The sequence below is a fragment of the Pseudonocardia sp. OZ21 genome (assembly GCF_059359135.1).
The window spans coordinates 272,064-285,367 of record NZ_JCADBN010000002.1 but is presented as its reverse complement, the minus strand read 5'-3'; the positions used below and the strand labels follow the sequence as shown (position 1 = coordinate 285,367).

Below are 13,304 nucleotides of genomic sequence, written 5' to 3'. Positions count from 1 at the left end.
AGAAAAACGGTGGTGCGGTGCTCGCTCAGTCCTTCACGGCGCCCTGGGTGAGCCCGGAGATGACGTAGCGCTGGAGCGCGGCGAACACGATGAGGACCGGCACGATGACGGCGACGGAGCCGGCCATGAGCACCCCGTACGCCGCGATGCCGCTCTCGTTGTTGTCCAGCAGCGTGAGGCCGACCGGCAGGGTCATCATCGAGGGGTTACTGACGATGACCAGCGGCCACAGGTAGTCGTTCCACTCGAACACGATGCTGATTAGCGCGACCGTCACGATGCTGGGCGCGGAGATCGGCACGACGATGCGGGTGAGCCTGCGCCAGTGGCCGGCGCCGTCGATCTCGGCCGCCTCGATGATCGACATCGGCAGCGTCATGAAGTGCTGGCGGAGCAGGAACGTGCCGAAACCGGTGCCCAGGCCCGGAAGGATGATCCCCCAGTAGGTGTCGGCGCCGCCCAGGCCGGTGACCAGGATGTAGTTCGGCAGCAGCGACACCTGCGGCGGCACCATGAGCGTCACCAGGATCCCGGCGAAGATCAGCTTCTTGGCGGGGAACCGCACGAAGACCAGCGCGTATGCCGTCGAGATCGCCAGGAGCACCTTGAGCCCGGCGCCGACCACGGTCACGAGCGCCGAGTTGAGGAACAGCCGCACGAAGGGGACGTCGCGGGCGGCCTGCACGTAGTTGGTGGGGGCGAGGCTGCCGGGCAGGAGCGAGGACAGGTCCCGGCTCAGCAGCTCGCTCGGCGTCTTGAACGACGAGAGCACCATCCACACCAGCGGCAGGACGACGACCGCGACGGCCAGCACGATCGGGAGGTAGGACCCCACCGCCGCGGCGATGAGATTGCGCGGGGACAGTGGGTGCGGGCGGGTGACCCGTGCGGGTCCCGTCGCCGTGAGGGTCATCGGTAGTGCACCCGTCGCTCGAGGACCAGCATCTGGATGGCGGTGAACAGCACCAGCAGGCCGAACAGGACCGTCGACACGGTCGCGGAGTAGCCGGCGCGGTTGTAGCCGCCGAAGGCCTGCAGGTAGGCGTCGTAGATCAGCGTGGTCGTGCCCCGGCCGAGCGGGGTCATGATCCGGATGATGTCGAAGGCCTGCAGCGAGTTGAGGACGCTCGTGACCAGCAGGAAGAACGTGGTGGGGGAGAGGATCGGCAGGACGATCGACCGGAACGTCCGCAGCCGGCCGGCCCCGTCGATGGAGGCTGCCTCGAGCAGGTCGCGCGGCACCGACTGGAGCCCGGCGAGGTAGATCACCGCCGCGTAGCCCATGTTCTTCCAGATGTAGACGACGATCACCATCACGAGGCTCAGCGACGGGTCGTTGAACCACTGCGGGCTCGGCAGCCCCACCGCGTCCAGCACCTGTGCGATCACGCCGAGCGTGGGGTCGAACATGAACGACCAGATCAGCCCCACGCCCACCCCGGAGAGCACGAAGGGCGAGAACACCGCGGCGCGGGCGAAGCCGACGCCCCTGACCTTGCGGTTCAGGGCCAGTGCGATCAGCAGGCCCAGCAGCATCGACCCGCCGACCGTGGCGACGGTGAAGATCGCCGTAACCCTCGCGATCTCGGCCGTCTCCGGTGAGGTGAAGAACCGCACGTAGTTGCCGAGGCCGACGGGCACGGCCGTGGCCGCGCCCAGGGTCCAGTTGAGGGTGGAGTAGTAGATGTTGCTCAGCAGCGGGCGGTAGCTGAAGGCGACGATCAGGAGGATGTTCGGGGCCGCCAGGGCGAGGAACACGAGGAAGTCGTGGCGCTCACGGGCTCCGAAACGACGTCGCGGCGCCGGGGCCGACTTGGGTACGGTCGGTGGCGGTGCCGCCACCCGTACGGACGTTACCGATGACATTCCCGCACTCCGCAGTCCCTGCCCGTAGATCGACACCGCGGTGGTCCGCGGCTGGGCAGACCTTGGCAATACGAAATGAGCGGTTGGTGATCCGGAGTCGGCCGGTTTCCCAACAGCGGGCCACCGGCCGGGGCTGATGTAGGCCCGTTCCGGCCGGCGGAACCGGCATATCCGGCTATCGTGCGGAAACGGGCGGACCCGGTTACGGGAGAGCCCGCACGAGATCCCTGTGTTTGCTGCGAGGGCGGATCTCGCGCGATCAGTGCGCCGTTACTTGTGCGGGGGACGTGGGCCCGGCGTGGGGCGAGTCGTCGGCGGCACGGGGGCGGTCGGCGGGTCGTACACGGGCGACCTCGCGTCTGTGGCCGACCCGTTGAGGTGGAGCGAGCGGGTGGCGATCGGGATGGGGAGGGTCTCGGCGTTGACCAGGCCGAAGTCGGGGAGCACGGGCACGGGCGCGGGCTCGTCGCCCGACGCGGGACGCGGAGGGCGCCGCGGCCGGAGCCAGCGGCCCACCAGGATGACGGCGGCCACCGTCGACTGGCCGGCGAGCAGGGCGATGCCCACACCGGTGAGGCCCATCCGTGGCATCAGGATCCACGCGAGCGGGATGACGATGACGGCGATCAACGCCGGGACGCCGAACTGCACGATCCGGCGCTGGCGGACCCTGGCGGCGTTGACCGTGGCGATCGACACGACGTTCGGCACGGCGGACAGCGCGCTCAGCGCGAGCAGCGCGGTGCCGGTGGCCGCGTAGTGCTCCCCGAAGATGGAGAGGATCAGCCCGGCACCCGGGACGATCACGATCACGGCAGGCACCAGCAGGGTGAGTGCCTTCCTGACCATGCCGCGGTAGGCGTCGTCGAGCCCTTGCGGGTCGGCCGACACGTGGGCCACCAGCGACTGACCCATCCCGTTGGCCACCAGGTACAGCGCGAAGGCGATCTGCCAGGCCACCCCGAACGTGGCGGCGGCGTCCGCGTCGAGGCGCGCCAGCACGAGCAGGGGCAGTCCGAAGTTGACGGACAGGGAGAAGAGGGTGCCCGCCCAGTCGGCGGACACGAACCCGACGACGGTGCGTGCCCGGATCGGCACGGCGGCAGCCGCGGTGGCGATGCCGTGGGCCGGGAGGGCCCGCAGCAGCCATACGGTGACCGCCAGCACGAGCACGGCGGTGGCCACCGCCCAGGAGACGGCGATCGCGGTGAACATCGCGAGCACCGCGCCCACCGCGAGCAAGGCGATCTTCAGCACCGCGAAGACGAGGTTCTCCAGGGGCACGAGCGTCGCCCGCTTGATCGCGGTGAGCACGTAGTCCTGCATGACGAACACCGACCACACGGGCGTGGCGAGCAGGAAGAACGCCAGCAGCGGGCCGGATCCGACGGCCTCGAGCAGGTCGGGCGCCCACCATCCCGCTCCGAGTGCGAACGCCCCGCCGGTGACGACGGCCGCCCCGATCCCCACGGCGTAGCAGCTGAGCACCAACGACCGCGCCGTCCGGCCCGCCACCGGGACGAAGCGCAGCATGGCGTTGCCCAGGTTGAGCTGTGCCGCGCTGCCGAGCAGCGTGAGCGTGGAGACCATCGTGGAGTTCACGCCGACGGTGTCGGGGTCGAACAGCCGCGCGGCGGCGACCCAGTAGAGGAGGCCGACCGCCGAGGACAGGGCCGAGCTGAGTACGAGCGCCAGTCCGTCGCGGTGCTGCGGGGACTTCCAGCTCGCCAAGGCATTTCTCATTTGGCGGCGCTCCTCATGGACCGGCACATTAGGGCAGTCGGTGCCACCTGCTCTGATCGCCCCTTGCCCTGCTCGACCCGGTCATCCCTCATCTCCTGGTGTCCGGTCAGGCCGGTGCACGCCTCGTTCCGGAGGGCTGCCGGACCGTGTCCGGACCGGCCACGGAGAGCCGGCCGGGCGCGCTGCCCGGGTACTCCGGCGCGAGTGCCGTGTTGCCGAGGATCATGTCGGCCGCCTTCTCCGCGAGCATCATCACCGGGCCGTAGGTGTTGGCGTTGGTGAGCGACGGCATGACCGCGGCGTCCACGATGCGCAGTCCGTCGAGGCCGTGCACCCGCAGCGTCGACGGGTCCACCACGGAGCCGTCGTCGGCGCCCATCCGGGCACTGCACGCGAGGTGCAACCCGACCTTCGCGGTGCGGGTCACCCAGCTGATCACCTCGTCGTCGGACCGGACCTCGGGTCCCGGGATGCGCTCGCCTGCGTCGAGATGCTGGAGGGCCGGCTGCGCGAGCAGCTCGCGCCCCATGCGGACGGCCTCCACCCAGCGCCTCCGGTCCTCCGGTCCGGTCAGGAAGTTCAGGAGGATCGCCGGATGCCGTGCGGGGTCCGGCGACGTGATCTTCACCGACCCCCTGGCCTCCGAGCGCATCACCCCCACGTGCAGCTGGTAGCCGTGCTCGTTGAGCGGAACCGACTGCTCGGTGCTGTTCATCGCCAGCGGCGCGAGCAGGTACATCAGGTCGGGGTGGGTCTCCTCCAGCCCGCTCCGGGCGAAGCCGCCCGCCTGCATCGGGTTGCGGCTTCCCGGGCCGCGCCCGAACAGCAGTGCTTCCGCGACCACCCGGGGCCAGTGGACCTTGCGGCGGATGGGTGCCATGGACACCGGCTCCCGGCACAGGTGCTGCAGATGGACGGCCAGGTGGTCCTGCAGCGACTCACCCACTCCGGGCAGGTCGTGGACCACCCGGAGCCCGAGCGCCTCCAGTTCCCGGGCCGCGCCGATGCCGGAGAGCTGCAGCATCTGGGGTGAGCCGATCGCCCCGGCGCACAGGATGACCTCGCGAGCGGGCACGACGGTGTCGCTGCCCGTGCCCTGCCGGTACCGCACGCCGACGACACGGCCCCCCTCGACGTGGAGGCGGGTGACCATCGTCCGGGACCGCACCTCGAGGTTGCGCCGCCGCCGCGCCGGACCGAGGTACGAGCGCGCCGCCGACTCCCGCCGGCCGCGGCGCACGCCCTGGTCCAGCCGGGCGAAGCCCTCCTGCTCGGTTCCGTTCAGGTCGGGCAGCAGCTTGTGGCCCGCCTGCTGGGCTGCGGACAGGAACGCCTCGAAGATCGGGCCCTCGGCCGGTCCGCGCTGCAGCGTGTGCGGGCCGCCGCGGCCGCGGACGGACTCGTCCACCTCGCTGAGGCAGTTCTCCAACCGGCGGAAGTAGGGCAGGCAGTGCGCGTAGTCCCACTCGGGTGTGCCGGACTCGACGCCCCACCGGTCGAAGTCGGTGGGGTGGCCCCGCTGGTACATCATCCCGTTGATGACGCTGGAGCCCCCGATGCCCTTGCCCCGCGGGTGGTGCAGGCGCCGGTTCAGCAGGCCGGGTTCCGGCTCGGACTCGTAGAGCCAGTCGTGGTGCTTGTTGCCGACCGGCATTCCCATGGCGATCGGCAGCTGGATCGGCAGATCCCACCAGTAGTCGGGGCGCCCGGCCTCCAGGAGCAGGACGCGGGTATTGCCATCGGCGGTGAGGCGGTTCGCCAGTACGCATCCGGCAGTGCCGCCTCCCACGATCACGACATCGAATGGTTTCTGCACCATGGGGAGTTCGCCCTTCGACGGGGGACAGGAGTGACGTATTCGGGGAACGCGGAAGATCGGTTCGGTCGATGTGGCGGCGACCATAGCGGCCCTGCGGTTCGGCGCTTGATCGAGGACAGTTCCGGCGTCGTAATCCGGGGTCGGATGGCCGCGCGGGCTGCACGGATCACCAGGTAATCGCGCGTGGAACCGCTCCCGCCCCTCGGCGCGGCCGGTTGATCCTGGCGGCAGGTCGGCGGGCGAACCGGCCCGGGCCGCGGGTGATGGCGATGACGACGTCCAGGGGGAGCCGATGGGATCGATGACCGGCAGGGCAGGACTGGTGACGGGCGCGGCGAGCGGGATCGGGCGCGCCACGGCGATCAGGGCGGCACAGGAGGGCGCCCGGGTGCTCGTCTCGGATCTCGAGTCGGCGCGCGAGCCCGGTGAGGAGACCGTGCGGCTGATCCGGGACGCCGGCGGGGAGGCCCACTTCCAGGCCTGCGACGTGTCCCGCGCCGAGGACCAGGACGCGCTGGTGGCGGCGGTTCTCGAGCGGTTCGGCGCGCTGGACTTCGCCCACAACAACGCGGGCATCGGCGGTGGCGGGGAGCTGCTGGCCGACGTCGAGGACGAGGACTTCGACCGGGTCATCGCCGTGAACCTGCGTGGCGTGTTCCTGGGGATGAAGCGTCAGATCCGCCAGATGCTCCGCGGGGGAGGGGGCTCGATCGTCAACACGGCGTCCAACGCCGGGCTGCGCGGCGTGAAGCGGCTCGCGCCCTACACGGCCGCGAAGCACGGCCTGGTGGGTCTCACGAAGAACGCCGCGGTCGAGTACGCCGAGGACCGCATCCGGGTCAACGCGGTCGCGCCCGGGACGATCATGACCGGGTTCGCCCGTGGAGCGACCCCCGAGCGGCTCGCACAGATCATGAAGCCGCAGGCGATGCAGCGGATCGGCGAGCCGGAGGAGGTCGCCGCTGCGGTGGTCTGGCTGCTGTCGGACGACGCGTCGTTCGTCACCGGCGTGACGCTCCCGGTGGACGCCGGGTCGGTGGCCGGCTGGTGACCGTGGCCCGGACCGGACCCGGCACGCCGGGTCCGGCCGGGGCGTCGGGTCCGCGGCCGGGTTCGTGCCCGCGTCAGCTGCCGTGGCGTTGGCGCGGGATCTCCGGGTCCCCCTCTCTCGTGCCAAGGCAGGCCCGGAACATCGGGTGGATCGCGAACCTGCGCACGTTGCGGACGTCGAGCTGCGGGACCTGGTGGTGCCCGGCGAAGGTGGTGGCGCCGCCGGGGCAGGCGGTGCCTGCGGCGACCTCCGCGGTGAGGAAGCCGATCTTCCAGAGCACGTCGATCAGCGTGTCCTCGTCGTAGTCCGCCAGCCACCGCCGGGCGCGGGCACCGACCGTCACCTCGCCCGTGATGATCTCGAGGCACAGGTACTCGAGATGGCGCCGCTCGAACGTGTGAACCTGGCCCCGGAACGCCTCGAAGACGCTGAGCACGTCCGGGTACTGGAATCTCTGCTCGGCGGCGACGTCGTGCGTGCGGCCCCGCGAGTACTCGAACTCCGCGAGCGCGATCGTGTCCATGCGCAGGGGAAGCGGCGACCTGCGCTCGCCCGCCGTATGGAGGCACTGCGTGCAGAACAGGATCATCTCGCGGGGCCGGTGGAGCGTGCGGTCCACGATGTAGCGGAACGCCTCGTCCCGTCCGGTGCCGCGCCCGGCGGCGAACAGGGCGTTCCAGCACTTCTCGTCAGTGGCGTCGGCGAGCCTCGGCAGTGAGTACCTGATGCGGCGGGCGATCAGGCTGCGGAGGTCGGCCTCGGACCAGGACACCGACTCGATCAGGTCGCGGTGCTTCTGGGCGTCCTCGTAGAGCGACGGCGTGTTCTCGTAGAGCTCCTGGCGCAGCGAGATGTACATCCGCAGGTTCGCCGACAGCCCGTTCAGCGCGACGCAGGCCTGGAACAGCCCGGAGATGAACGCCTGCGCGTCCTCGGAGGAGTCCCAGCCCTTGTCGAGCTCGTCGATGACGACGACCACCTGCTGGTCCGTCAGTGCTTTCTGCAGGTGGGGCACGAGGTGGCGGATCTCCTCGAGCTTGTAGAGCCGCTCCAGCTCCTTCGTCTTGACCTGTGCCTCGTACGGGCCGATCTTGAAGCCCTCGAGCCGCTTGAGGTAGGAGATGAGCGCCCAGAGCTTCCCCATCCCCGGCTGGCGGTGGTGGTCCCGGACGTACTTCCGGATCGCCGCCTCGGAGGCGTTCTTCGACCGCACCTGCTTCTTGCACATCTCCTTCATCACCAGCACGAGCAGGCTGTACTTCCACGCCGCGGCGTAGGCGCCCTGCTTGGCCCACGAGCCCTGTTCCTCGGTCTGCATGGTGCGCTGGAGCATCTCGTAGGAGTAGTCCTCGGGGGCCAGCTCGATGACCCGAGCGCCGTTCGCCCGGCTGCGCCGGGCGACCATCTGGAAGATGGCGCTCTTGCCGGCGCCGCGGTTGCCGAGGATCACGGTTGTCTCACCCCGCAGGACGCGCCGGAAGGCATCGGACTCGAGGAAGTAGTGCTCGAGCCCTCGATCGATGTCTCGCTCGGCGGCGGGTGCGCCGAGGTCGATCGTGGTGTCCCGCGTGGCGACCTTGTCCATGAAGAACCTCCTGTTCGTGGACCCGCGACACAGGAGGAGCTGAGGCCTGTTCGTGATGCATTTGTTATAGGACGTCAGTCTTTCGAGTGAACTTTCCGACCGCTTATCGCTGCGATTCCGGGACGACGCCGGCGAGGACCGTGGCCACGACCTTGTGGACGGCTCCGGGTTCGGGTTGGGTGGCTTTCCGGTCGGCGAACAGCAGATGCCCGGCCCCGATCAGCGTGGGAGCGAGCGTGTCGATGTCGGCGTCCGCCGCCACGCGACCCAGGGTTCGCTCCGCGGTGAGGTAGGAGCCGATCATGGCCGCGGCTTCCGTCAGCGCCGGGATGCCTCCGGTGGGCCGGGCCCGGCGCAGCCGGGCGCGCAGGTCGTCGCGGGAGATCACCAGCGCGACGATCGCCACGGCGACCGACTCGAACAGGGTGGTCAGTGCGGCGGTGACGTTGCCGGCGACCGTGCCGGTGCCTGCGGACCTGCGCAGGGCGGCCGCCTGGTGCTCGATCCGGTCGATGCGGGCCAGCACGAGCTCGGCGAGGAAGCCGTCGAAGTCGGCGAAGTGCCGGTGCAGCACGCCCTTGGCGCAGCCGGCCTCCGTGGTGACCGCGCGGCTGGTGAGCGCGTTCGGCCCGTCCCGGAGCAGGACGCGCTCGGCGGCGTCGAACAGCTGCTCGCGCGCGTCGCGGATGTGCACTCCCGTCGGCACCGCGTCCTCGTTCCGTCGTGGGGTCCCCACCCGGTCGACGAGTGGGCATGTGCCCACTAGAGTGGGCACATGCCCACTCTACCGCCGGAACGAGCACGTTCTTCCGAGCCGGAGCCGCACCAGCACCGGGGGATGGCGGAGTCGTTCGGGTCGGATCCCGAGCGCTACGACCGGGCCAGACCCCGCTACCCCGGCGCCATGGTGGCGGCGATCGTCGACGCCGGCCCGGGGCCCGACGTCCTCGACGTCGGCTGCGGCACCGGCATCTCCAGCCGACAGTTCCGGGCGGCCGGCTGCCGGGTGCTCGGGGTCGACGTCGACGCGCGGATGGCCGACTTCGCGCGTCGCAGCGGGGTCGAGGTGGAGGTGGCCGCGTTCGAAGCCTGGGATCCCGCGGGACGGGTGTTCGACGCGGTCGTCGCCGGGCAGACCTGGCACTGGGTGGACCCGGTCGCCGGCGCGGCCGCGGCGGCGCGGGTGCTTCGGCCCGGCGGCCGGCTGGCGCTGTTCTGGAACGTGTTCCAGCCCCCACCCGAGGTGGCGCAGGCCTTCTCCGTGGTCCACCGGCGGGTCCTGCCCGGCTCGCCGCTCGATCCCTGGACGGGCTCCGCCCTCGACGGGTACTCGCCGCTCCTGACCAGGGCGGTCGACGGGATCCGGCAGGTGGACGCGTTCAGCGACCCGGAGCAGTGGCGATTCGACTGGGAGCGGTTCTACACCCGGGACGAGTGGCTGGACCAGCTCCCCACCGGTGGCGTCGCGGGCCGGCTGTCGCCTGCCGAGCTGCAGGAGCTGCTCGCGGCCACAGGGGCCGCCGTCGACGCGATGGGGGGCGGCTTCACGATGCGGTACGCCACCGTGGTGGTCACCGCGGCGCGAACCGGCACCGCCTGACCGGGGCGGTAGCTCTCAGCCCAGCAGCTCGATCTTGCCGGAGGCGAGGGTGAGCACGCCGCCGTGGATGGTGAGCTGACCGGCCCGCACCGCCTGTGCCAACCCGGCGCTCTGGGTGGGCAGGGTGGCCACCACGAGGCGCACGTTCGCCACGATGACCTCGTGTAGCAACGCGGCACCGGTCGCGCCGGTCCGGCGCGCCTCGGCCACGGCCGGCTGGATCGGGTCCGTCAACGCCGCGAACTCGCCGGCGGGCATCTTGCCGTCCGCGACGTCGATCGCGGCCTTGACCGCTCCGCAGTCGTCGTGGCCGAGCACGAGCAGCACGTCGGTGCCGAGCACTGCCTGGGAGTACAGCAGCGACGCCGTCTCCGCAGGCGAGGCGATGTTGCCGGCGACCCGGCAGACGAACAGGTCGCCGATGCCGGCGTCCATGACGAGCTCGGGGGAGGTGCGGGAGTCCGAACAACCGAGTACCGCGGCGAAGGGCTGCTGGCTGCCGGTCAGCTGCTGCCGGAGCTCCACGCTCTGGTTCGGGTGCAGCGGCGTGCCCGCGACGAACCGGTCGTTGCCTTCCTGGAGGCGGCGCAGCGCTTCGTCGGGGGTCGTGGGCCGGGGCAGGACCGGGGCCGGGAGCGGGGCCGAGCCGGGGGGCGGGGCCGGGGACGGGGCCGGTGGTGGGGCTGCGACGTCCGGCGCCTGGTTGCTGCAGGCGCCGAGAGCCAGCGGGAACGTGCCCGCCGCCAGCAGGGAACCCAACACGGAACGCCGATGCACTCGTCGACCAGGAGCTGTCTCCATGATCTCTCCCGTCACGCGGCCGGGCGGGACCCCTCCCCGATGCGACCTGGCCACCATCCGGCCGGGGATGGGGCGTTTCGGTAGTCGCGGGCCGTGCTCCGATCGTCGAGCAGGACCGGGTCGCCGTCAAACGGCTCGGGGTCAGCCCTTCGGCTGAACCTGACGGGTCGCGCAGCCGGGTTCTGGACCTGCCGAGAGCGCTCGACCGTGGCCGCCGCTGCTGGTTGTCGTGCCCATGAGCGTTGTCGACGGCGTGTCGGCCTGAAGATGGGGAGACCTTCGGGCGAGGTGTGAGTTGTCGACGTCGGCGAACGTGGCGCCGGACAGCGCGCCGGACAAGCAAGATCGTTCCGAGACGCGGCTCTGCGCCCGGCGAGGGGCCGAAACCCGCATCTCGTGGCGATCAACGGAGCAAGATCACTGTGAGACCAGCCTGACCGCCCTCCGAAGGGCCGAAACCCGGATCTCGTTGCGATCGAGGGAGCAAGATCGCCGGCCACCCACTCATCAGCCGGGTCAACAACCCGGCTGGGCAGTACAGCTAGTCGTCGTCGTCGGAGTCGTCGTCGCGGTCCGAGTCACGGTCCCTGTCGCCGAAGTCGCCGCGGTCGAGCTCGCTCTGCCGCATGATGTTGACGCTGCCGAACCCGCCATCGGCGTCCACCACCACCTCGCGGAGGCCAGGGCCGGGCCGGCAGGCCTCCTCGCACCTCGTGCTACCGAAGATCACGGTGCCCGACGGGCGCACCCGCACGTCGTCGGGCACCACCACCTGGATGCTGCCGAAGAGCATGCCGACCTCGGCACGCTGCTGGTCGGCGCCGACCTGCACGACCCTGCTGCCGAAGATGGACACGCCGTCGTCGGCGGTGATCACCTGGGCGCCGAGGTAGAGCCCGGTGACCACCAGCGCCGCGGTGACCACCCCGCTGACGACCCGCCGGGCCACGCTGGTGGGGGGCGCCTCCGCGGGGCCGGGTGCGGGGGTGTCGACCGGCAGCACCGTGGTCTCGGCCTGGTCGGACTGCGGCAGGTCGCTGGTGATCGCGTCGAGCTCGCTGCGCGTGCGCGCCGCCCAGCAGGCGGCGGCACGTTCGTCGTACTCGAGGAGGGTGAGCATCCCGTCCGCGTGCGCCTGCTGAAGCCGGGCGTCCACCTCCCGCCGCTCGCGGTCTCCGATGCGGATCTCGGGCTGCGGCGGTTGGTCCACGGCGGACATCCTGGCGCTCCGGGCGCGTCGTGGCCAGCAGGATCCTCAGGCGCGGATGGTCATTCGCGAGACGAGGCCGTCCCGGAGGTGGAACGAGAACTGGCTCGGGCCGGTGAAACCGTCGCCGCCGACCTGCGCGGTGACCGTCACGACCCCGTCCCGCTCGACCACACCGGTCGGGGTCAGCGACACCCGGACCCCGATGAACTCGGCGTCGCTCCACGACCGGATCTCCGAGGAACCGCGGAACTCCCGCCCCCAGTCGTCCACCACCCCGTCGGCGGTGAAGCTGCCCAGGAACCCGTCGACGTCCCCGCGGTTGGCGGCATCGAGCAGCTGCCGGACAGGGGCCGGTGGGGAGGTGGTCACGTCGAGCTCCGGTCGGAGAGCGGTGCGGCCCGTCCCATGATGGCCGCCGGTACCGAGGACCGCTCGGCTCACCGGGCGTCACGGACGTGCTCCCGGGTGGCGGTGGCCGCGCGCACGGCAGGCAGGACCACCTCCGTGAACGCCTGAAGGTTCGCGGTGGCCTCGGCGGGCGTGAGGTCGCCGAACGCGAGGGTCGCCTCGACGTAGTTGACGTCCGCGCGCTCGACCTGTTCCAGAACGAGGTCGCGGACGGTCTGCGCCGAGCCGACCAGCGCGGTGCCGCGGCGGAGGCCGGCCTCGGCGTCGGCCATGGCGTCGACCCGGTGGTCGTCGTGGTCGTGCCAGAGCTTGGTGAGCTGACGGGCGAAGACCGCGTGGGCCTTGTGGTAGCGGTCGAGCGCCTCCTCGTCGGTGGCGCCGATGTGGACGGTGGCGGCCACCCCGATCCGGGGGGTGCCGCCGGACCGGGCGGGACGGCGCTCCCAGGCGTTCCAGAACGTCTCGGCGGTGGAGGTGAAGGAGCCGTCGTTCCACCGGCCGACGAAGTTGACGTCGTTGGTGCCCGCCCACTCCGCGGTGCCGGCGTTGCTGGAGGCGTACCAGAGCGGCGGGTGGGGGAGCTGTACGGGCCGGACCGACAGCTCGACGTCGTAGTCGCGCAGGCGCTCGCCCCGGTGGGTCATGCGCCCGGTCGCCAACGCGGCGGTGATCACGCCGAGGGCCTCGGTGAACAGCGCACGGGAGTCCTCGTCGGACACGCCGAAGTAGCCCAGCTCGTAGGGGCTGACCCCGCGGCCGACGCCGAGGTCGAGGCGTCCGGCGCAGAGCTGGTCGAGGACGGCGATCTCTTCGGTCAGCCGCAGCGGATCGTAGATCGGCAGCACGTTGACCAGTGCCCCGATGCGCATCGTGGACGTGCGCTGGCTCAGTGCGGCGAGGAACAGGTTCGGGGACGGGCACACCGACAGGGGCGTGCCGTGGTGCTCGGTCACGTGGTAGTGGCCGATCCCGGCCGCCTCGGCGGCCACGGCGAGGTCCAGCCGGTTCGTGAGCACGGCGCCCGGGGTGGCGTCACCGAGGTCGAACGAGTCGAAGATGCCGAACGCGAAGCTCACGATGCTGCCTTCCGGTCGAGGACGTCGCGACGAGGCGCGGGCCCAGATCTCCGTCGGCCGGATCTCCGCCGGCCCGATCTTCGTCCGCCCGAGCTTCGCCCCGATCGCGCGGGTTCGCCAGCGCGGATCGATCCGCATCGGTCCT

At 71.1% G+C, this 13,304-nt stretch carries 12 protein-coding genes; 2 read left to right on the top strand and 10 right to left on the bottom strand.

What is annotated here, in order from left to right; translation table 11 throughout:
* Nucleotides 1-25: 25 nt before the first annotated feature.
* The 4 genes from AC5L35_RS05015 to AC5L35_RS05000 form a co-directional block, all read right to left on the bottom strand.
* Nucleotides 26-913, bottom strand: a complete 888-nt coding sequence (locus AC5L35_RS05015; RefSeq protein WP_495058345.1) for a carbohydrate ABC transporter permease — start codon at nucleotides 911-913, stop codon at nucleotides 26-28.
* Nucleotides 910-1,842 (bottom strand): carbohydrate ABC transporter permease, encoded by a 933-nt coding sequence (locus AC5L35_RS05010; RefSeq protein ID WP_495058344.1) that lies wholly within the window; start codon nucleotides 1,840-1,842, stop codon nucleotides 910-912. The genes AC5L35_RS05015 and AC5L35_RS05010 overlap by 4 nt, the downstream gene beginning before the upstream one ends.
* A 294-nt stretch (nucleotides 1,843-2,136) precedes the next feature.
* Nucleotides 2,137-3,609, bottom strand: coding sequence for a lipopolysaccharide biosynthesis protein (locus AC5L35_RS05005; RefSeq protein WP_495058343.1), 1,473 nt, complete (start codon nucleotides 3,607-3,609; stop codon nucleotides 2,137-2,139).
* Nucleotides 3,610-3,715: 106 nt separating this feature from the next.
* Nucleotides 3,716-5,428 carry a choline dehydrogenase gene (locus AC5L35_RS05000; RefSeq protein WP_495058342.1) on the bottom strand — a complete coding sequence of 571 codons (1,713 nt, stop codon included), beginning with the start codon at nucleotides 5,426-5,428 and terminating at the stop codon, nucleotides 3,716-3,718.
* A 301-nt stretch (nucleotides 5,429-5,729) separates the two neighbouring features.
* Here AC5L35_RS05000 and AC5L35_RS04995 point away from each other — a divergent pair, with 301 nt between their 5' ends.
* Nucleotides 5,730-6,479 (top strand): SDR family NAD(P)-dependent oxidoreductase, encoded by a 750-nt coding sequence (locus AC5L35_RS04995; RefSeq protein ID WP_495058341.1) that lies wholly within the window; start codon nucleotides 5,730-5,732, stop codon nucleotides 6,477-6,479.
* A 73-nt stretch (nucleotides 6,480-6,552) separates the two neighbouring features.
* Here AC5L35_RS04995 and AC5L35_RS04990 read toward each other — a convergent pair whose 3' ends face one another.
* Nucleotides 6,553-8,064, bottom strand: a complete 1,512-nt coding sequence (locus tag AC5L35_RS04990; RefSeq protein WP_495058340.1) for a P-loop ATPase, Sll1717 family — start codon at nucleotides 8,062-8,064, stop codon at nucleotides 6,553-6,555.
* Between the two features lie 103 nt (nucleotides 8,065-8,167).
* The gene (locus AC5L35_RS04985; protein WP_495058695.1) at nucleotides 8,168-8,770 is read right to left on the bottom strand and encodes a TetR/AcrR family transcriptional regulator; all 603 of its coding nucleotides are present in this window, start codon (nucleotides 8,768-8,770) and stop codon (nucleotides 8,168-8,170) included.
* Nucleotides 8,771-8,902: 132 nt separating this feature from the next.
* Between AC5L35_RS04985 and AC5L35_RS04980 the strand changes: the two genes are divergently transcribed.
* Entirely contained in the window at nucleotides 8,903-9,664 is a 762-nt protein-coding gene (locus AC5L35_RS04980; protein ID WP_495058694.1) for a class I SAM-dependent methyltransferase, read from the top strand.
* 15 nt (nucleotides 9,665-9,679) lie between these two features.
* On the opposite strand, the gene AC5L35_RS04975 is transcribed toward AC5L35_RS04980, so the two are convergent.
* The 4 genes from AC5L35_RS04975 to AC5L35_RS04960 form a co-directional block, all read right to left on the bottom strand.
* Nucleotides 9,680-10,426 carry a carbonic anhydrase gene (locus AC5L35_RS04975; protein ID WP_495058339.1) on the bottom strand — a complete coding sequence of 249 codons (747 nt, stop codon included), beginning with the start codon at nucleotides 10,424-10,426 and terminating at the stop codon, nucleotides 9,680-9,682.
* A 580-nt stretch (nucleotides 10,427-11,006) separates the two neighbouring features.
* The gene (locus AC5L35_RS04970; protein WP_495058338.1) at nucleotides 11,007-11,684 is read right to left on the bottom strand and encodes a DUF1707 SHOCT-like domain-containing protein; all 678 of its coding nucleotides are present in this window, start codon (nucleotides 11,682-11,684) and stop codon (nucleotides 11,007-11,009) included.
* 36 nt (nucleotides 11,685-11,720) lie between these two features.
* Nucleotides 11,721-12,044: a nuclear transport factor 2 family protein gene (locus tag AC5L35_RS04965; protein ID WP_495058337.1), complete on the bottom strand. Its 324-nt coding sequence runs from the start codon at nucleotides 12,042-12,044 to the stop codon at nucleotides 11,721-11,723.
* A gap of 68 nt (nucleotides 12,045-12,112) precedes the next feature.
* A complete protein-coding gene (locus AC5L35_RS04960; protein WP_495058336.1) occupies nucleotides 12,113-13,297 on the bottom strand; it encodes an LLM class flavin-dependent oxidoreductase in 1,185 nt (394 codons plus the stop codon).
* Between the last annotated feature and the right edge of the window lie 7 nt (nucleotides 13,298-13,304).

Coding starts and splice junctions, on each gene's coding strand:
- AC5L35_RS04980 (WP_495058694.1), top strand. CDS start 8,903: ATGGCGGAGTCGTTCGGGTCGGATCCCGAGCGCTACGACCGGGCCAGA.
- AC5L35_RS04990 (WP_495058340.1), bottom strand. CDS start 8,064: ATGGACAAGGTCGCCACGCGGGACACCACGATCGACCTCGGCGCACCC.
- AC5L35_RS05015 (WP_495058345.1), bottom strand. CDS start 913: ATGACCCTCACGGCGACGGGACCCGCACGGGTCACCCGCCCGCACCCA.
- AC5L35_RS05000 (WP_495058342.1), bottom strand. CDS start 5,428: ATGGTGCAGAAACCATTCGATGTCGTGATCGTGGGAGGCGGCACTGCC.
- AC5L35_RS04960 (WP_495058336.1), bottom strand. CDS start 13,297: ATGCGGATCGATCCGCGCTGGCGAACCCGCGCGATCGGGGCGAAGCTC.
- AC5L35_RS04995 (WP_495058341.1), top strand. CDS start 5,730: ATGACCGGCAGGGCAGGACTGGTGACGGGCGCGGCGAGCGGGATCGGG.
- AC5L35_RS05005 (WP_495058343.1), bottom strand. CDS start 3,609: ATGAGAAATGCCTTGGCGAGCTGGAAGTCCCCGCAGCACCGCGACGGA.
- AC5L35_RS04970 (WP_495058338.1), bottom strand. CDS start 11,684: ATGTCCGCCGTGGACCAACCGCCGCAGCCCGAGATCCGCATCGGAGAC.